17 protein-coding genes are annotated in these 18965 nt (G+C 52.2%); 7 read left to right on the top strand and 10 right to left on the bottom strand.

From position 1 onward, the window contains the following. Positions 1–14: 14 nt before the first annotated feature. Together A3841_RS10355 and gyrB are read right to left on the bottom strand one after the other, a co-directional pair. Entirely contained in the window at positions 15–1094 is a 1080-nt protein-coding gene (locus tag A3841_RS10355; RefSeq protein ID WP_073852239.1) for a serine hydrolase domain-containing protein, read from the bottom strand. 197 nt (positions 1095–1291) lie between these two features. Next, positions 1292–3250, bottom strand: coding sequence for a DNA topoisomerase (ATP-hydrolyzing) subunit B (gene gyrB, locus A3841_RS10350; protein ID WP_073852238.1), 1959 nt, complete (start codon positions 3248–3250; stop codon positions 1292–1294). Between the two features lie 370 nt (positions 3251–3620). Here gyrB and A3841_RS10345 point away from each other — a divergent pair, with 370 nt between their 5' ends. The 6 genes from A3841_RS10345 (at position 3621) to A3841_RS10320 (ending at position 6595) form a co-directional block, all read left to right on the top strand. Beyond that, a complete protein-coding gene (locus A3841_RS10345) occupies positions 3621–3950 on the top strand; it encodes a DMT family protein (RefSeq protein ID WP_073852653.1) in 330 nt (109 codons plus the stop codon). 91 nt (positions 3951–4041) lie between these two features. Next, complete coding sequence (locus A3841_RS10340) at positions 4042–4467, top strand: DUF2267 domain-containing protein (protein WP_073852237.1); 426 nt, start codon at positions 4042–4044, stop codon at positions 4465–4467. Between the two features lie 96 nt (positions 4468–4563). Beyond that, complete coding sequence (locus A3841_RS10335; protein WP_073852236.1) at positions 4564–4950, top strand: hypothetical protein; 387 nt, start codon at positions 4564–4566, stop codon at positions 4948–4950. Positions 4951–5093: 143 nt separating this feature from the next. Then, positions 5094–5528, top strand: a complete 435-nt coding sequence (locus A3841_RS10330) for a hypothetical protein (protein ID WP_073852652.1) — start codon at positions 5094–5096, stop codon at positions 5526–5528. Next, positions 5512–6192: an SCO family protein gene (locus A3841_RS10325; protein ID WP_073852235.1), complete on the top strand. Its 681-nt coding sequence runs from the start codon at positions 5512–5514 to the stop codon at positions 6190–6192. Before A3841_RS10330 ends, A3841_RS10325 begins: the two co-directional genes overlap by 17 nt. Further along, complete coding sequence (locus A3841_RS10320; RefSeq protein ID WP_073852234.1) at positions 6182–6595, top strand: c-type cytochrome; 414 nt, start codon at positions 6182–6184, stop codon at positions 6593–6595. Before A3841_RS10325 ends, A3841_RS10320 begins: the two co-directional genes overlap by 11 nt. Before the next feature lie 243 nt (positions 6596–6838). Here A3841_RS10320 and A3841_RS10315 read toward each other — a convergent pair whose 3' ends face one another. Then, entirely contained in the window at positions 6839–7309 is a 471-nt protein-coding gene (locus A3841_RS10315; RefSeq protein WP_139307934.1) for a hypothetical protein, read from the bottom strand. Positions 7310–7721: 412 nt separating this feature from the next. Between A3841_RS10315 and agaR the strand changes: the two genes are divergently transcribed. Then, on the top strand, positions 7722–8486 hold the full coding sequence (agaR, locus tag A3841_RS10310; protein ID WP_073852232.1) for a transcriptional repressor AgaR: 765 nt from the start codon (positions 7722–7724) through the stop codon (positions 8484–8486). 216 nt (positions 8487–8702) lie between these two features. On the opposite strand, the gene A3841_RS10305 is transcribed toward agaR, so the two are convergent. From A3841_RS10305 to A3841_RS10275, 7 genes are all read right to left on the bottom strand, one after another. Beyond that, positions 8703–9527, bottom strand: coding sequence for a glycerophosphodiester phosphodiesterase family protein (locus A3841_RS10305; protein ID WP_235861355.1), 825 nt, complete (start codon positions 9525–9527; stop codon positions 8703–8705). Positions 9528–9727: 200 nt separating this feature from the next. Next, complete coding sequence (locus A3841_RS10300; protein WP_073852231.1) at positions 9728–10435, bottom strand: GDSL-type esterase/lipase family protein; 708 nt, start codon at positions 10433–10435, stop codon at positions 9728–9730. Between the two features lie 63 nt (positions 10436–10498). Then, on the bottom strand, positions 10499–11413 hold the full coding sequence (locus tag A3841_RS10295) for a glycerophosphodiester phosphodiesterase family protein (RefSeq protein ID WP_073852650.1): 915 nt from the start codon (positions 11411–11413) through the stop codon (positions 10499–10501). Between the two features lie 28 nt (positions 11414–11441). Further along, a complete protein-coding gene (locus A3841_RS10290) occupies positions 11442–12863 on the bottom strand; it encodes a calcineurin-like phosphoesterase C-terminal domain-containing protein (protein ID WP_073852230.1) in 1422 nt (473 codons plus the stop codon). A 16-nt stretch (positions 12864–12879) separates the two neighbouring features. Then, positions 12880–14079: a phospholipase D-like domain-containing protein gene (locus A3841_RS10285; protein WP_073852229.1), complete on the bottom strand. Its 1200-nt coding sequence runs from the start codon at positions 14077–14079 to the stop codon at positions 12880–12882. A gap of 102 nt (positions 14080–14181) precedes the next feature. Next, positions 14182–15627 (bottom strand): SusD/RagB family nutrient-binding outer membrane lipoprotein, encoded by a 1446-nt coding sequence (locus tag A3841_RS10280; RefSeq protein WP_073852228.1) that lies wholly within the window; start codon positions 15625–15627, stop codon positions 14182–14184. Positions 15628–15713: 86 nt separating this feature from the next. Continuing rightward, a complete protein-coding gene (locus A3841_RS10275) occupies positions 15714–18962 on the bottom strand; it encodes a SusC/RagA family TonB-linked outer membrane protein (protein ID WP_083610298.1) in 3249 nt (1082 codons plus the stop codon). Between the last annotated feature and the right edge of the window lie 3 nt (positions 18963–18965).

Raw genomic sequence — 18965 nt, 5'->3', positions numbered from 1 at the left:
GCTATAGTGCGTTTTCAATGCACTATAGGTTGTGTTGGGCGTATTAATTCTTTATAAACTTTGTCACCAATCTCCTCTAAATCTCCTGTGTCAGTATTTGTCAATATTATGACTCCATTTTTGAAGTCCTTGTCCATTAGCAGAAGCGAGTTGAATCCATTGATACTGCCACGACGCTCCATAACTGGCTTAGAAAATGTTTTGTCGTTCAGATAGAAGCCTATAGTCGGGTAACCTCTGGCATACTCGATGAACTTACTTTTTTGTGGTTTAGTCAGAAAAGAGGATTTGGACTTAACGGAAAGCAATTTGTTGGTTTTTAGTGCCTGCACGAGCTTATTCAAATCCACGGTTGTGGAGTAGACGGCCCCAGCGCCAGCATAATTCGACAGGTATACTAGCGGGTCATTATAGAGTGTATCTTGCTTGCTGCCTGAGCCAAACGTGTAGTTATGGTAACCATAAGCCAGGTTTGGAATAACTTCTGATTCCACGATTACGCCCGTATTTTCCATACCTAATGGCTGCAGGATGTTAGACCTTAAGAGTTCGGCATATGACTTTTGAGACACGATCTCCAGGATACGTGACAAAACGATATAGTCGACATTGTTGTAATTGAAAGAGGAGACTGTGCCTGTGTCTTTCCTTGTCACATACTTTTTCAGATAATCTTCTGTAGAGGCCCGAGTGGTGTAAGCCTGCAGTGGTTCATTTTTTAATCCTGAAGAGTGGGTGAGTAAAGCAAGTATTGTTATATCCTGGCAACCAGGAGGCAAGTCAGAAACATACTTTGAGATTTTGTCTTCGAGCTTAAGGAATGACTTCTCATGCATTTGCAGCGTAAGTATGGCTGTAAATGTCTTAGTCATCGAGGCAATGGGAATGCGTGTCTGATCTGTAATGGGAACAGTAAATTGAAGATTTGCACTTCCTCTGTTTATCTTTGCAACAACCCTTCCTTCTTTTATTGCCAAAAGAGCACCGTTGAAACGACCAGCTTCATATTCAGCATCAATGACGCTTTCAATTTCTCCTTGTGAATAGGCGATGTGTGAGATTAGAAGAAAGGCAAGCAGTATAAGTTGTTTCATGCTTTACTATGAAGTTTGTTTCTATTGCGCCCAACTAATGTCTAAACGACAACCTACGCTTATCTGCACTATGTGCGAAGCAACTGAGATTCATTCTCCCACATAGCAGCTACTCAATATAGCATTTCCCTAAACAAAAAGCGGCGGCCATACTTTAAAAGTATAGCCGCCGCTTTTTTATCGCTAAAGCCGAAGCCTTACACGTCTACGCGGGCGTACTTGGAGTTGCGCTCGATAAAGTCGCGGCGCGGGCCTACCTCGTCGCCCATCAGCATCGAGAACAGATGATCCGCCTCGGCAGCCGACTCGATCGTCACTCGCTTCAGGCTTCTTACCTCCGGGTTCATGGTCGTGGTCCAGAGCTGCTCCGGGTTCATCTCGCCCAGACCTTTGTAACGCTGTACGTTCACGCTCTCCTCCCTGCCTTTGCCCAGGTCGGCAATGGCCTCCAGGCGGTCCTGCTCGCTCCAGCAGTAGCGTTCCTCTTTACCCTTCTTCACCAGGTAAAGCGGCGGAAGCGCAATGTAGATATACCCTTTCTCGATCAGCTCCTTCATGTAACGGAAGAAGAAGGTCAGGATGAGCGTGCGGATGTGGGACCCGTCCACGTCGGCATCCGTCATGATGATGATCTTGTGGTAACGCAGCTTCTCCATGTTCAGGGCCTTGTCATCCTCCGGTGTGCCAAAGCTCACGCCAAACGCCGTGATCATGTTCTTGATCTCCTCGTTCTCGTAGATGCGGTGCTCCTGCGCCTTCTCCACGTTCAGGATCTTACCGCGCAGCGGCAGGATGGCCTGGAACTTACGGTCGCGGCCCTGCTTGGCCGACCCGCCCGCAGAGTCACCCTCCACCAGGTAGATCTCGCAGTTCGCAGGCTCGTTATCAGAGCAGTCGGCCAGTTTGCCCGGCAGGCTGGTGCTGGAGAGCACGCTCTTGCGCTGCACCATCTCGCGGGCCTTGCGGGCAGCGAAACGGGCCTGAGCGGCAAGTATCACCTTGTTTACTATCGTGCGGGCCTCTCTAGGGTTCTCCTCCAGGTACTGGGTGAGCATTTCGCCAACGGCCGTGTCCACGGCGCCAGAAACCTCTGAGTTACCCAGTTTGGTTTTGGTCTGGCCCTCAAACTGCGGCTCCTGCACCTTTACCGAGATAACGGCTGTGAGGCCTTCTCTAAAGTCATCGCCGGCAATATCGATCTTCACCTTGTCCAGCATACCGGATTTCTCAGCATAGGACTTGAGGGTACGGGTAAGGGCGCGGCGGAAACCGGCTACGTGCGTACCACCCTCGATGGTGTTGATGTTGTTGACGTAGGAGTAGATGTTCTCGGTATACGAGGTGTTATACTGCAGGGCAATCTCCACCGGCACGCCATTTTTCTCGCTCTCCACATGAATCGGCTCCGGAATCAAATTCTCGCGCGTCTCGTCCAGGTAGGCCACAAACTCCTTCAGGCCTCCCTCCGACAGGAAAGACTCTGACAGCGGCTCGCCCTGCTCGTTCACCTCGCGCAGGTCCTTGAGGTTAATGCGGATGCCTTTGTTCAGGAAAGAAAGTTCGCGCAGACGGCTGGCAATGGTATCGTACTTGTACTCGGTGGTGGTAAAGATGGAGGCGTCCGGGTGGAAGGTAACGATGGTACCTGTTTTATCAGTATCACCTATCTCACGCACCGGGTAGGCCGGCACGCCAATGTTATAATGCTGCTCAGAGATCTTGCCTTTGCGGTGCACGGTCACGTGCATGTCGGAAGAAAGCGCGTTCACGCAGGACACGCCCACGCCGTGCAGACCGCCCGATACTTTATAGGTATCCTTGTCGAACTTGCCACCGGCGTGCAGCACCGTCATGACCACCTCCAGGGCAGAACGGCCTTCTTTCTGGTGAAAATCGGTTGGGATGCCGCGCCCGTTATCCGACACCGTGACGGAGTTATCCGGGTTAATGGTTACGTTGATCTCGTCGCAGTGGCCTGCCAGGGCTTCGTCGATGGAGTTATCCACCACCTCCCACACCAGGTGGTGCAGGCCCTTGATGCCAATGTCGCCGATGTACATGGCAGGGCGCTTCCGAACTGCTTCGAGCCCCTCCAGTACCTGAATGCTATTTGCTGAATAATCGTTTGCTAATGATTTTTCTTCTACTTCACTCATTTGTGTATCAGGGTAGATTAATAGGTAAAATTACCACTTTTATTTCGTTTAAACTATACTTTTGAGAGCAGTGCTTCCGGCCTGCCGCAGCAGCCGGCCTTGGGGACTACGTCACCAAAGTATAAGTCGCTATATTTTAACAAATTACGTGTGCTAATAGTGCCTCAAATGCCTGTTTATCCCCCTAAAAAACACAAAAACTCCGATGGTGTGCAGCGCCAATGAAATGGCCCGGGAAAAGGGAGAAACCAGTACAGGGAAACGCACAAAATCCAGCCTGTGGAAGTATAAAAACGCGCAGAAGATTTTCCTGCGCCCAGGTATACTTTCTCATCCTGAAAATCCACAGATTTGCGGCAAAGAAATACGTATGAAAACAGTACTGCTGCTCCTCATCTCCAACATCTTCATGACCTTTGCTTGGTATGGGCACCTGCGCTTTAAAGACACCGCCCTCTGGAAGGTGATCCTGGTCAGCTGGGGCATCGCGTTCTTCGAGTACCTGTTTCAGGTGCCGGCCAACCGTATCGGGTACGGGCAGTTCACGGCCTTTCAGCTCAAGACGATCCAGGAGGTGATCACGCTGGTGGTGTTCATCGGCTTCTCGGTGCTGTACCTGCGCGAGGAGGTAAAGTGGAACTACCTGGTGGGCTTCGTGCTGATTCTGGCCGCCGTTTTCTTCGTCTTCAAAAAGTGGTGAGGGTTAGCACTTTATAACCCGGCAGGATAACCCTGCCCCGGTGCGTTCGTTGTGTAGTAGTGTATGTTCCATCTAAAAAAGAAGACAAACTATGGCAATGAACTTTGAGAATTACCTGAAGGACGGTAAAACCTGGCTGCATAAGCTGTGCACGTACCTGGGCATTGATGACGAGAACAAGGCCTCGCGCATTTTCAGGGCGGTGATGCACGCCATACGCGACCGCATTCCGGCAGGCGAGGCCATCCACCTGGGCGCGCAGCTGCCCATTATCTGGAAGGGTATTTACTTTGACGGCTTCTCGCTGCGTGAGCCGGTGCGCATCCGCCACGAGGACGAGTGGCTGGAGTTTATCCGCAGCAAGGACTCCGGCGCCGACCAGGCTGACTTCCCGACGCTGGACCACGCCTTTTACGCTTTCCAGGATGTGATGGCTTTTCTGCGCGACCACATCTCGGAGGGCCAGTACAACCAGGTGGCCCAGGCGCTGCATTCCGAGATCACGGTGCCGGCGTAGCCGTTTTATACTTTTACCACCCCATACAGGCCCGGCAGCTGCCGGGCCTTTCCTTTTATACTTGCAGTTGCCGGCCGGTAGCCATACCTTTGCACCATGTGGCGCAGCTATGTTATCGGCCCCGGTTTTCTGGTTGTCTACCTCCTGACTACCTTCCGCTTCCTGGCGCCGGTGGTGCATTACCAGCTGGATTATACTTATATTTCGGAGGTGCGCTGCCTTAACCGCGACAAGCCCGAACTGCAGTGCCAGGGCAAGTGCCAGCTCCGCAGGAACCTGGCCCGGCTGAACCGGCACCAGCAGCAGAAAGAGGCGCTGCAGCGCCTGGCAAGCGTTTACCAGCCTGTGGAGGACGTGCCCCGCCTGCTTCTGCTGCTCTCCGCCCCTCCTGCCGCCACCGCTGCCGAGACGCCGGCCATGCCAGCGCCCCATATCAGCACGGCCATACTCTCCGCCCCTTTCCACCCGCCACGGCAGGCCTGAAGCCTGTTTTATACTTTACGAAGCCTGATGAGGTGCTTTTGCGCCGGGGGCAAAGTATAAACCTTTTTGCCTGTAAAATCATTTTAGAACTGAGGAGAGACTGTAAGTATACGTTGTACTGCTCCATACTTTACCAGATCATCATGAAGAAACATATCATACTTTTGGCGCTTCCATTCGCCTTGCTTGCAGCCTGCCAGGGCGGTGCATCCGGCCAGGAGGAAAAAAAAGAGCTGGAGACAAGGGTGCTGGCCATACACGACGAGGCCATGACCCGGATGGATGAGATCATCAGGCTGCGCCGCACCCTGCGCGGCACCCGCGACACGCTGGCCGCCCGGCAAGCCGACAGCACCGCCATTCTTACGCTGGAGCGAGAAATAAACGGGCTGGACCAGGCAGACGAGACCATGATGCAGTGGATGCGCCAATACAGAGCCCCTGATACGCTGCAACACGAACAGGCCATGCAATACCTGCAGCAGGAGTTGACCAAAATACAACGCGTACAAACCATTCTGGACAGCACCATAGCGGCTGCCCGGGAAACCACCACAGCATATGAGCAAGAGAAATAGCATCAGTCTGAAAAACGGCTTAACCGCCGCCGCCCTCGCGCTGGCCGCCACCGCCTTTTATGGCTGCGACAACAGCACGGCACAAAACTCCCTGCCCATTTACGGCGAGCGCGAGCCCGTGGAGCGCACCGTGGACGGCAAGACCGTCATAGACACCATCTACCACCAGATCCCGGACTTCGCGTTTGTGGACCAGGACAGCCAGCGCGTAACGCAGGAGACGGTAGCCGGCAAAGTATACGTGACGGATTTTTTCTTCACCAGTTGCCCCACCATCTGCCCTAAAATGAAGACCCAGATGCTGCGCGTGTACGAGGCGTACAAGGACAACCCCAACGTGGTGCTCCTCTCCCACTCCATCGACCCGGCCCACGACACGGTGGCTGTTTTAAAAGACTATGCCGACAGGTTGGGGGTAGAAACCGCGAAGTGGCACCTGCTCACCGGCGACAAGGACAGCATCTATACGATGGCCGAGGCGTATCTGGCGGCAGCCCAGGAGGACGAGGGCGCTGAGGGAGGCTTCTCGCACTCGGGCGACTTTTACCTGATAGACCAGCAGCGCCGCATCCGTGGCCACTACAATGGCACCGAGGAAGAAGACGTAGACAGGCTGATACGGGACATTCCGCTGCTGCTGAACGAGAAGAAGGATGAGAAGTAACAGACTTGTCATGGTGGCTATGGGGGCTTTTGCCCTCACCACCCTTACCCAGTGCTTCACCAAGAAAAAGGACGAGGGCAAGCGCCTCTACGAAACCCACTGCCAGAGCTGCCACATGGACGACGGCAGCGGCCTGAAGAGCCTCATCCCGCCGCTGGCCCAGGCCGATTACCTGCAGACGCAACGCGACCAGCTCCCCTGCATCATCCGCCACGGCATGGATGGCTCTATTGTGGTGAACGGCGTGGAGTACAACAAGGAGATGCCGGGCGTAGAACACCTGCGTGTTGACCATATCACCAACCTGCTTAACTACATCCAGACCAACTTCGGCAACGACAACCCGCGCTACACCATGCAGGAGGTAGAAGAGCTGCTGGAGGCATGCCCGCCAACCAGGTAAAGTATAAATTTATACTTTGGAGAGTCAGCCCTATATTAACTATTGGACTGGCCGGCCTTACCCCCTTCTGCTGCAGCAGCGCCGCAGGAGGTATGTGCGTGGCCGGATCGTAATCAAGTGCAATAAACCTGTTCCTGAAGATAATCCTACTGCGCGTAAAGTATAAAACCGACCTGAGCCTGTGCCGCGCATTTTGGGGGCAGGCACGGCACAAGTATAGACCTGGCAAGAAAGGGCCGACGGCTAGTCCTGTCGGCCCTTCAGCCAGGCCAAGGCCTCTGTCTTACTTGTAAAGTTGCGTAGCTCGAAGGGCAGCTGCTGTGCTTCTTTCAGGTGGCTGATGTTGCCTTGCGCGGCCTGCTCCACCTCGCTGCTCGGCGACTGCACCCGCGCCACCTTCCCTACGCGGGTGGTCATGATGCCGGCAGCCAGGGTCATGGCCACCTCGCGGCTCTCCTCCTCGCTTACCGCAATCAGCGTTCTGGTGGAGTCGAGCAGCAGCTTCTTCACGTCGTAGTTCTTTATATAATCCATCATGATGGTGATGGTATGCTTTATCTCGGGCAGTAGGTAACCGTGCAGATCAGGGTATGCCACTTCCAGGATGTCAGTAGCGGGGCTGTAATCCAATTTTACAATACTGTTCTCGAACAGGATCATCGAAGTTGTTTTTTGTAAAGTATCTGAAAAGTACAAATATAGTTCTTTCTCCATACAAGCAACTGCTGCCTTTAAGTTCCTTTCAGGATGAGCGGCAAGGTATAGCTGCGAACTATGATTCACGCCTCTAAGCCATTATACTTTACTGCTGAGGGTTTTACCCGTTGGCAACGCTATACTTTATACTTGCGCGCAAAGTATGGACAGCAAGATAAGCCCGCTCATTATTCCGATTTACCCCGCTGGCATCCCCCTGCAATCTCACAGCCGGGGCTCCTTGCGTCACCACCCTGTCATGTTGAGGCTTTATACTTTCCGCCGGCTTTCAGCTCTGGAATTATCCGCGGTTTTTGCTATCTTCGTTGGTGGCTTTCCGTCATGAAAAGATAAGGGGTAGCTGTTTTGGCAGCGCCTCTACCTCCTGTTTTATGGGGCGAACCAACGCTAACTAACTGCAGCAAAACCTATGATCACCATCGCGGAGAGGCATCAACAGATTATTAACAGGCTACAGCAAGAGGGAAAAGTAAATGTGGCGGACCTGTGCGCGGATATGGATGTTTCCTCCGTGACGATTCGCAAAGACCTAAAACTGCTGGAAGACAAGGGGCTGCTCTTCCGGACGCATGGCGGCGCCACCCTGCACAACCCCTATACCGTTGACCGCTCAGTTAACGAGAAGGAAAAGATTCAGTCTACGGAGAAGATGCTGATCGGCGCCGCGGCGGCCAAGCTGCTGCAGCCTAACGACTCCATCCTGATAGCCTCTGGCACGACAGTACTGGCACTGGCCAAAAGCATACAACCCAAAGGGGCGCTCACCGTCATCACCTCTGCCCTGAATGTTTCCCAGGAGCTGATCCAACGACCTGAGATCGAAGTGATCCAGCTTGGTGGCTTGCTCCGGAAAAGCTCCTCGTCGGTAACCGGACCCTATGCAGAAAGTATTTTAGCCGATTTCTCTTTCAGCAAGCTGTTTTTAGGAGTGGATGGCATTGACCTGGAGTTTGGGCTGACGACTACCAATGTCATGGAGGCGCACCTAAACCGCCAGATGATCAAGGTTTCGCAGAAAACAATCGTCCTTGCCGACTCCACCAAGTTCGGGAGAAGGGGCTTTGGCAGAATCTGCGGTTTTGAGGATATCGATCAGATAATCACGGACAAGGGCGTGCCTGATTATGTAGTGAAGGCCCTGGAGGCAATGGGCACCAAAGTGACCATCGTTTAGCGGTTAACACCCTGGCAGTTGCCTTATTCTTGAAGATAGCCCCAAAGTATCTTTTATACTTTAAAACCTAAGTTACGCTTAACCCACCCCCGCCCCTCCGAGGAGGGGCGTTTCGCAAAAGAGTAGGTGATTCCCCTCCTCGGAGGGGTTAGGGGTGGGTTGACACCTCCACCACATTATTAAATCGCGACTTGAGTTTATACTACCTTCTCCCCATTATAGCCCGGTTAGCTCCAGTTGGTTGAGGAGGTTGGGGTAATCTGTGATGATTCCGTCTACCCCCATCGCTTTTAGCTTTTTCATCTCTTCCAGGGAGTTTACGGTCCAGGGCACCAGTCTCATGCCTTGCGCATGGCACGCTTTCACCAGTTCTTCCGTCACCAGGCTGTAATGGGGGCTGTAAATTTGAGGGGCAAAGCCTACTTTCTCCATATTTTCACTGAAGGAAACCTTACCATCGCCGGTCAGCAGGGCGGTGGCAACGCCAGGGCTCTGCTGACGTACCTGCTGTATTTGCCTCACATCAAACGACTGGATATAGAATCTGCCTTCTATCTCCCTTTGCTTCACCACATCCAGAACAAGCTTTATATACTCCGCTGGCTCCGGCTGGAAAACCCCGTCCTGGCCAGGGACCGCCTTGACCTCAATATTGTAAATTACGGGAGCCAAACCTTTAGCTGCGGTGTACTGCTCTACTGAGTCGATCAGTTCGCTTAGCAGGGGCATGTAGGTCCGTAGCTTTTTCTGTTCGGGGAACCCCGTATGATACTTGGAGCCTACGTCAAACCTGCGGATTTCTGCATAGGGCATCTGGTAAAGCACGTGCTGCTTCGCCTGCTCCTCGGAGATCTCCTCCCCCTCTGGCGAAAGGGTGAAGTTTTGATTGATATGTAGATCGTGCGCGACGACAACCTGCTTATCGCTGCTGACCTGAACATCTACCTCTAAAACGTTAGCTCCCATGTCCAGCGCCTTCTTCATAGAGGGAATCGTGTTCTCTGGCATGAACCCTCTGGCGCCACGGTGTCCTACTTTCATAAACGCAGGAAGCTTTGCCTGCTTCTTACTAACCGTAGCCCTGTTTCCGCAGGCCGAAAGTATAATCAAAGCCAGGTATAGGACAATGATACTCTTCTGTTGTAAACTTTTGCTCATAGTCCCCAAGTTATAGAAAAAACCGATACCTTTTTTAACACGCTTTATCCAGTTATGCACTCAGCGGCAAAGTATAAGCACTCTTATTTTAAATACCTGCCCTCTTTTAGTACCTCAGCCCACTTTCTATACCCCTCATGCGTCAGGTGCAGCCCATCATGGGTATAGGCTTCTATAAGGCGCCCCTCCCTATCGGCAAACTCCGGGTGCAGGTCAACCAGGGTGATCTTTTCCTCAGCGGCCAGTTTCTTGAGTTCGTTGTTCAGCCAGGATACGTTTTCCTCGCGGTTGTAGTGCCGCTTAAACTTAGTGAAGCTGTTGTTGGTAGGCAGCAGTGTCTGGATGTATAGCTTAGTGGAAGGGGTTTCCGATTTTATCCTGCGCACGATCTTCTTGTAGTTCTCCAGAATCACACTGTCCGGAATGTTTCTGGAAACGTCATTGATGCCGATCAGCAGGAATACCTTGGAGGGCTTCCCCCCCGTTACCTCATCCAGGCGCTCTAGCACGCCAAAGGTGATGTCTCCTGAGATTCCCCTGTTACGGGCATGCTTCAGGTCCAGGAGTTCATTCCAGTTTGGATGTGCGGTCAGGCTGTTGCCTAAAAAAACGATGTCTTTGCGGGAGTCAGGATAAGCGCGGAACTGCTCTACCTGCACCTGGTAGGTAGCAGGGCGGTACGTACTGTCCCAAGCAGCCGCTTCCACTTCCTGGGCCACAGCCATTTTGGGGATGACCGCTGCGCAAACCACAAGTACACCGCCCCAGATAACTTCGGTAATCGCTTTCATGCTTGAACTACTTTGTATTTCACTAATTCTGAAGACCTCATTATACTTTTGAGGTAAAAGCAACTATAGCTGCTGCTCTGTAAAAAGGTCCGGGTAGTCGGAGATAATGCCGTCTACGCCCAAGGCTTTGAGTTGTGCGATACCCTCGGCAGTATTCACAGACCAGGGCACGACTTTGATGTTTTGCTCATGGCATTTCTTCACCAGCTCCTCCGTCACCAGTTTCTGGTGTGGGCTGTAAATGTCCGGCGTAAAGCCCAGCTGCTTGATGTTCTCCTCAAACGAGTCCTCGTTGCTGACCAGCAGGGAGGCTCTGATATGGGGGTAATTCTGGTGCAAGGCCTGCAGCGCACGCTTATCGAAGGACTGGATGATGACGTAGGGCGTGATGCCTTTCTGCTCCACTGCCTCTACCACCAACTGCGTAAACCTGGCTGGTTCGGGATGGTACTCATTCTCTTTCCCCTCTTTCGATTTTACCTCGATGTTGTAGAAGACCTGCGGCAGGTTGTTGGCCTTCAGGTATGTCTGCACAGAGTCTATAAGGTCGGTTAAAAGCGGGATATGCGCCTTCATTTTCTGCTGCCTTGGGAACAGGTCAAAAGGCTTGGAGCCTATGTCGAACCGGCGCACTTGCTCATAGTCCATCTGGTAGACCCTATACTGCTGGCTTTCCTCTCTCGTAAAGTCGCTCCCCTCCGGCGTGCGTGCATACAAATGACTGATGTGCGGGTCGTGCGTTACGATCACCTTGCCGTCTCGGGTGATGTGGCAGTCCATCTCGATGGTTGTCACGCCAAGGTCAATGGCTTTGATCATGGCCGGGATGCTGTTCTCGGGCATCAGGCCACGTGCCCCGCGGTGCCCTTCTGCATCAAAGGCTGGCAACGGTGCTTTTTGCTGGGACAGGCTCTCACTGTTCTTGCAACTAGCCAACAAGGCGAGGCTGGCAAAGGCAATACTCAATAGTTTTTTCATGTAGGTATACTTGCGGAAAATAATAAGCTTATGAAATTTCAACATCGGCGGACTGCTCATACTTGTTCCCGAAACGGTCTATGGCTACAACTTTAACCGTTTTCATACCTGGGACGAGCGGAGCCTTAAAGAGGTGTTCTGTTTCACGTGGCTCTGCAAAACCGCGCTTATCCGGCAGTCCTTTTCCAAAGTATAACGCATAGGCCACCGGGTCATAACCGACGGAGTTTTCCAGCGTCCCCATATAACTGCCATCGGCCCACCACTCCACTTTCCACTCCGGGTCCCAGTTCCAGACATTGGCAAGCATGCTTTTCTGTCCTTGCTGCTCCTCTACATGCACGCTTAACTGATGCTCTTTTTCCAAGCCTGTAGACTTATAATACCAGCTAAGGTCGGTGCCGTTCACCTCATACACGCCATAGCCTCTTGGTGCGCCGTCGCTGCACACAGGCCCGGTCCACCAGGCACCGCAGAGGGTGCCATGGATGTGCTCATACACACCGTCTGCTACAATGTTCTGGTTATAGTGCGTGTGGCCGGTCATGATATGCACCTGATAGCCTTTCAGCACATCCAGTAGCTCCTGCTTGTTCTCCACCCCGCGATGCACCGGTATATGCGCAGAGAGCACCACCAGATGGTCCTTTGGCACGAACGCCAGATCTTTTTCCAGCCAGTCCAGCTGTTGCTTTGATACATGGCCATCGTAAGTTTTGCCTTTACCCGAGTAGCGCACATCGTCTAATACCACATAATGCACCTTGCCCCTGTTAAAGGAATAGTAGGTAGGGCCATATAGTTTTTTAAAGGTTCTGTCAGAAACCTCGTCCCCACCCTGGTTGAGGTCCATGTCGTGGTTGCCCAGCACCTGGAAAAACGGCACGCTTGTGCCGGCCACTGCTTCGTTATAGTTTTGGAAAAGCGCATGCTCGTCCCACACGATATCGCCTACTGTGATGCCGTGCACCAGCGCCCCCGCCCCGAAGGCCTGCACCAGCTGCTGCACATCGGGCACAGCTTGTGTAAGCATCTGCCTAACATCCTCCTGGTTCTTTACCTGAGGGTCCGCCCATACGATGAACTTATGGTTGGTGTCATCCTGCTGCAGGGCTTCCAGCTCAAAATCGTAGCGGTTATTGCTTTCTGAGATGCGCTGGTAATGCTTCACGATCCCGTTCTCGTTAGGTAGAGCATAGCCTGCCGGAATGGTTATAAAGACAAACTCTGCCTGGCTGTTTACGGGAAGTTTATACTTGCCCCTGGCATTGGTTTGCACCACCTGATACCCGTCAGAAACCGAAACGTTCGCAAGGCCTTTTCCACGAGCCTTCACAGTGCCCTTTACCTTATTTTTTACTGTCGTGGTGAGTCCAAAAGCAGCCTCTGCACTGAGTATGAGTCCTCCCGACAGGAGTAAAACGCTATGGAGAAATTTTCTTCTTTTCATTACAATATGTAAGGATTTAGATACCAGGGATCAGTTTCAGCCTTTCGAAGTATGCAGTGTAAGTGCTATAGAGCTCGTGATCCTTGAGCAGCAGAATGGTTTCGTTGTTATTGCGAAGTGCGTTTTGTGTAAAGTTATGGGACCCCGTAATCACTATTTGAGACCTCTCCCCCTCCCAGGCACCTTCAATGAGCAAGAACTTGGCGTGGATGTTCACCTTCAGTTGGCCGGACTCCGTCATGTTATATACTTTTAGGTAAGCGCCTTTCTCTTCCAGCGCGCGTAACCCGGCCAGGATATCCTCACTGATACTGCTCTTCACAATCACCTCGATGCGGGCTTCCTGGTCCAGCAGCTCCTCCAGCTTCTCCACGATATTCATGCGGGTGCTCGTCCAGTCAGACATACCGATGCGGATAACGGCTGAGGATGGGTCTGTTATCTTCTCCAAAAATTCAATGATCGTGTCATCTCCGTAGGCAGTGCCACCGCGCCGCTTGGGTAGGAAGTAAGCTGAAACCCCGTCCTCCGAATCGTGGTACTCGCTATAGCTATAGTCCTTCATCCCCCGCTGCGCCCGCTGTTTCATGTTCTGCCAATAGCCAAGGTAAGCCTCGTACAGCCCTTTTTGGGGCAGGAACACGGCATCCTGCACTTTTCGGGTGCCGGAAAGTATAAAGTTATGGGACGTCTGCATTACCAAGTTGCCTATCTCACCATCCTCGGTTATTACCTCAGAAAAAAGAGCAAACTTGTTGTGGTTGATGGCAATGCTTCCTGCATCACTTTCCACGATCACAAGTTCTGCGTTTTCGGAAAGTTTTGTTTTCAGTTGATTAATGGTGTAGGGATTGCTTTTCTGGCTCTCCTCCCTGCTCAGGTCAAGTATGAGGTGCAGCTTTACACCGCGGGCGTCTGCTCTGTCAAGCGCCTCAACAAGCTCGGCATAGTCAAACAGGTAAATAGAAATATGTATGGAGGAGCCTTTCTGACCCGCATCGATGAGTGCTATTAGCCTATCCAAGATCTCGGTGGAGGAAGCGCCTCTTGATAACTTAGCCGGGTCTGTGAACATTACCTCCGGGAAAGAAGCTGTGATCGGCTTTGCTTCTGCAGGAAACTCCGGCTGCGGGGTCTCCGGGTGGTCTTTAGCGCTACTGCAGGCAGAAATCAGAAATAAGAAAGTATAAAAAGAGAGTAAACGTAGGTACTGCATAGGAAGAGTTGTGTAAGGCTGCCTAATAAGGCAGCCTTACTGGTTTAAACATGGGACAGCAAACACAACGCTGCCTGTAATATTCACCTTAAACTATTCAAACTATTCTTGCTCCCACCAGCCTTTAATATTAATGTCGTCGCCACCCATGCGGCTGACGGCTGCATTGTAGTTGTCGCGGTTATAGATTTTCACCTCCTCCGGGTACAAAAATCTTACGGGCACCTGCTTGTCGTTTACCATGGCCTCTGTTTTGGGAAGCACAGGCAAACCGGTGCGGCGGTACTCAAACCACTGCTGATAGTCGTTGAAAACCAGGGCCAAATACTTCTGCAGCATGATGCGCTCAAACGTGCCATCGTAGGCAGCGGCAGGGTTTTCAAAGTAATCGGCTGGCACTACAGCGCCCCACTGCTCAATGGCGGCTTTCACACCAGCCTCATAATGTGCCTGTGCATCTGCGCTGATAATGCCTTTCTGCGCTAGCTCCGCTTTAATGAACTCCACCTCTGCGTAGCTCATGATCACTGAAATCATCGGAGCCGTTACCAGTTCTGTATTCATGCCGGAAGGCACATAATCGAACTGCTGTGCCGGGTCATAGCCGCTCGGAACTCCTTTGTACCCCATATCAGCCCCATCGCTGGTCTTAGCAGGTGTGTAAAATTTTTCCACCCGCGGGTCGTCCATGGCATTCAGGTTATCGATAAAGAATTCTGAGCCAACAGTGTTGAGGGTAAAGTCGCTCGCGCGACCCCAGGGAGACATATTGGGATCCACGCCTGTAATCTGAAGTATAGCTGACTGACTGTTAGAGGTAAACACCGAGTTTTCCTCGGGGTTATTGAGAATGGCAGCCATACGATCAAACGAGTTCATCTCCTCGCGCTCAGACACGCGCAGCAAAAGGCGCAGGCGCAGCGAGTTCGTAAAACGCTGCCAGTTATCTATGTTATTTCCATACAGAATATCCATGCCATAGGCCATCGGCTTTGTCTTGTCATACAGGCTGTTGGCTTTCTCCAGGTCTTCCAGAATGGTTCTGTATACTTCTTCCTGCGTGTCAAAGGCCGCTTTCAGGATACCTTCCTCAGAGCTTACCGCTTCCTTCATTGGGATGTCTCCGAAAGAGTCCGTCAGATTGGAGTAGATCCAGGCTTTCAGCGTCAGGGCGATCGCCTGATAATTTGGTGCCTCGGCCTCCACAGCAGCCTGCTCCATTTCCTTCACATTGAGCAGCCAGCGGTAGGAGGTATTCCACGTGGAATTACCGGCGCCCTGGGTGATAAGGTAGCGGTGCTCGCCACCGGCTGCACTTGGGAAGGGCACACGCACCTGCATGATCTCGAAAGTATAGGCGTTGGCACGGGAGGTGCCAAAGGTGCTCATCTCGTAGATAATGGGGTTGAGCAGCGTACCAGGGTTGATCTTGTCAACGCGGTTTGGGTCTATGTTAAGCTCTTCCAGGTGGTCGGAGCAGGAAGTGGTGGCCACACCGGCACAGCTCAAGCCCAGGAACAACAACAGTATTCGGTTATATTTTCTCATGTTCTTCTTTTAGTAAAGGCCACCGAAAGTATAGGTATGTACTTACCGGCAGCGTTTATACTTTATACTTTTCGGTTTGCGCTATTTTAGAACTGAAGCTTCACATTCACACCAAATGTTCTTGGGGTTGGCAGCTGGCCCATCTCCACGCCTGGCATCTGCACGTTTCCGTTCAGGGCAGATGCCTCCGGGTCGAACATTGGGAAATTTGTGATCATAGCCAGTTCACGGCCATACAGCGCCAAACTTGCGCCCTGCAGGAAGTTCACCCTGTTCAGGATAGCCTTCGGCAGGTTGTACTCCAGGCGCACCTCGCGCAGCTTCAGGTAAGAGGCATCGAATGCATTGGCCTCCACGTTGGCGCGGCGGTAATACTCTTTGTAGTAGGCAGGCAGGTCCACTTTTTCCGCGTTGGGTGAATAAGTGCCGTCTCCATTGTCCACCACACCGTCACCGATAATGTAGCCTTCCTCCCGCCCGAGCAACGTGTGCTCCAGCTTGCCCTGTTCACTCATTTTATGGTGTGACTGGGAGTATACCATACCACCGTACTGACCATCCACCAGCACGCTGGCGCGGAAATTTTTGTAGGTGAACTCGTTTAGAAAACCGCCTCTCCAGTCAGCATAGGCATTGCCGCGGTAAGCGATTTCTTCTGGTCGGATGGGTAGGCCGTTTTTGTAAATGATCTCCCCGGCCTCATTGCGCACAAAGCCATAGCCATACATGTCGCCCGTAGAACCGCCTTTTTTGGCAATGATATAGGCGTTACCACCTTGTGCCAGGATATACTCTTCGTCTTCCTGGAATCCCTCCGATAGCTCAAGTATCTCGTTGTCGTTCTTGGACCAGGTGATGGTGGTGTTCCATTTAAAATTCTGGGTTTCAATAGGGCGGCCAGTCAGGGATAGTTCCAGACCTGTGTTCTGCACCTTACCTGCGTTAATGATGGCGTCATTGTAGCCTGTGGTCGGGTCCAGTTGGATGGCCAGGATCTGGTTCTCGGTCATGTTCTTATAGATGGCGAAGTCCATACCAAGGCGGCCATTAAAGAGCTGGTACTCCAGGCCAGCCTCGTAGCTGCGCGTCTGCTCGGGCTTAAAATCAGGATTAAACCGGGTAGTAGGAATGGAGGCTGAGCCAGGGAAGAAGCTGGCGGAGTAGTACTTACGGGTCAGGTAAGGATTCGAGTCCGTTCCCACCTCCGCGGCAGAGAGTCTTACCTTGGCATAAGAGACCTGGCGAGGCAGCGTAAAGATGTCACTCAAAATAAAGCTGGTGCTGATGGAAGGGTAAAAGAACGAGTTGTTCTGTACCGGCAAGGTAGAGCTCCAGTCATTTCGCGCTGTTAGGTCCACAAAGACTTTATCCTGATAAGAGAAGGAAGCAAGGCCATACACACTCTCAACCTCTTTGCTGGACCTGGAGTTTCTTGTCATGATCGGGTTGATGCCATTCGACAGCGTGTAGGTTCCCGCGACGTTGAGGCCTTCTATAGAAGCATTGGTTCTATTAAAATAGCTCTTCATGATATTACCACCTACCGAGGCCCTGAAGTCCAGGCTGCCCGAGAGCTTGTCCTTGTAAGTCAACAGGAAGTCCGTATTGGTCTCTCTGTCGTAAATGTTCTGCTCTTTGTAGTACCCTTTGCTGAAGTTCTTGGTATCCCAGGGGCGGCGGGTCGTGCGTTCCTCGTTTGTCATGTCAATTGCTGCACGTACCATCAGGTCAAACTTGGGGGATAACTCATAAGAGGCGGTGATGTTACCCGTGGTGTTATAGCTATCCACGCCATTGAGCATCTCATAGGCGATGAGGTAAGGATTGTCGATATAAGAGCTGAACGGGTGGATCTGCGCTATCTGCTCCTTACCTTTCTCCCATCTAGGCTTATACCAGTCCAGGTCCACATTCGGGTTCTGGAAGATCATAAAGTAGGAAATGGACTGGTTGTTATAGCCTGTGGCCGGCAAGTTATCACTGTGCTTGTGCGAGAAGTTGATCTTAGAACTCAACTTGAGCTTGTCTGTCAGCTTCTGGTTGACGCTCAGGGCGGCGTTCAGGCGGTCAAACCCTGTATTGGGCATGATCCACTCGTTCTTTGTGTGCGTGAGGGAAGCACGCGCCGAGCCATTTTCACCGCCGCCCTCTACAGCCACACTGTTTGACACCGTGTGACCGGTACGGAAGAAACCTTTTACGTTGTCTTTATAGGGTCTCCACAGCTGGCGCTCAGCTGACTGCCCCTCCAGCGTCGGGTCATACTGGTAGTAATACTGCCCATCGAACTTCGGGCCGAAGGCGCTACTGGTACTACCTGTATTTTTACCATCTTCGGATACCCCGTATGAGTAATACAGCTCTCCATTGGCGTTCCTGTCGTCGTTACCCTGGCCATACTCATACTGCATGTCCGGCCACTTCAGGATATCATTAAAGCTGACGTTCGAGTTAACCGTCACACCAAGCCCCTTGCGCTTGCGGCCTGATTTGGTGGTGATGATCAAAGCACCATTGGCGGCACGGTAGCCATAAAGCGCGGCGGCGGCAGCACCTTTCAGCACCGTGATCGACTCAATGTCATCCGGGTTTATGTCGGCAATGCCGTTACCAAAGTCGATCGGCACGTCGCTACCTGAACCGGCTTGGTAGGCATTGCCCACGCCTGAGCTCTCCATGCCACTGTTCATCGGGACACCATCAAGTATAATGAGCGCTTTGTTTTTTGTTGGGTCCAATGAGTTATCGCCGCGCAGCTTGATAACGGAAGAGTTCAGCGGCCCGCCGCCGGTGGGCGTAAGGCTAAGACCTGCCACCTTACCGGACAGGGCGCTTGCAAAGTTATTCGAGCGGGCCGCACTGATGTCCTCTCCGCTTACCTCCGTCACTGCGTAACCTAGCGCCTTCTTTTCACGCTCAATACCGAGTGCTGTTACCACCACTTCAGAAAGCTGTTGGTTATCCGTCTGCAGTCTAACAGTAAGATTACTCTCCGCCTGGTTAGCTGTTATACTTCCTGCCTTGTAGCCAATGTAAGAGAAGGACAGCACAGCCCCTTTCTCTACGTTTAGCTGGAATTTACCATCCTGGTTGGTTACTCCAACAGGTGTACCGTTGGCTGCTATGGAAACGCCTGGCAGCGGAATACCATCCGTGTCATCCAGAACAGTTCCGCTCACGGTGATTCTTTCATCCTGCTTTAACTTTTCAGACAGAGGAGCCGCGGCCAGCTCAGCTGTAAGAGCGGGCCCTGTCAGACAGAGGCACAGGGAGAGCATAGCTGCCCTGCCGATGTGGTGCCGGCGCCTGGGGGATAGTGGTAAAAGTTTTCTCATTCT

The sequence above is a fragment of the Pontibacter flavimaris genome (genome assembly GCF_001907195.1).
GTDB classification, from domain to species: Bacteria; Bacteroidota; Bacteroidia; order Cytophagales; family Hymenobacteraceae; genus Pontibacter; species Pontibacter flavimaris.
Note: the sequence above shows the minus strand (reverse complement) of the source record. Positions and strands in the feature narration are given on the sequence as shown.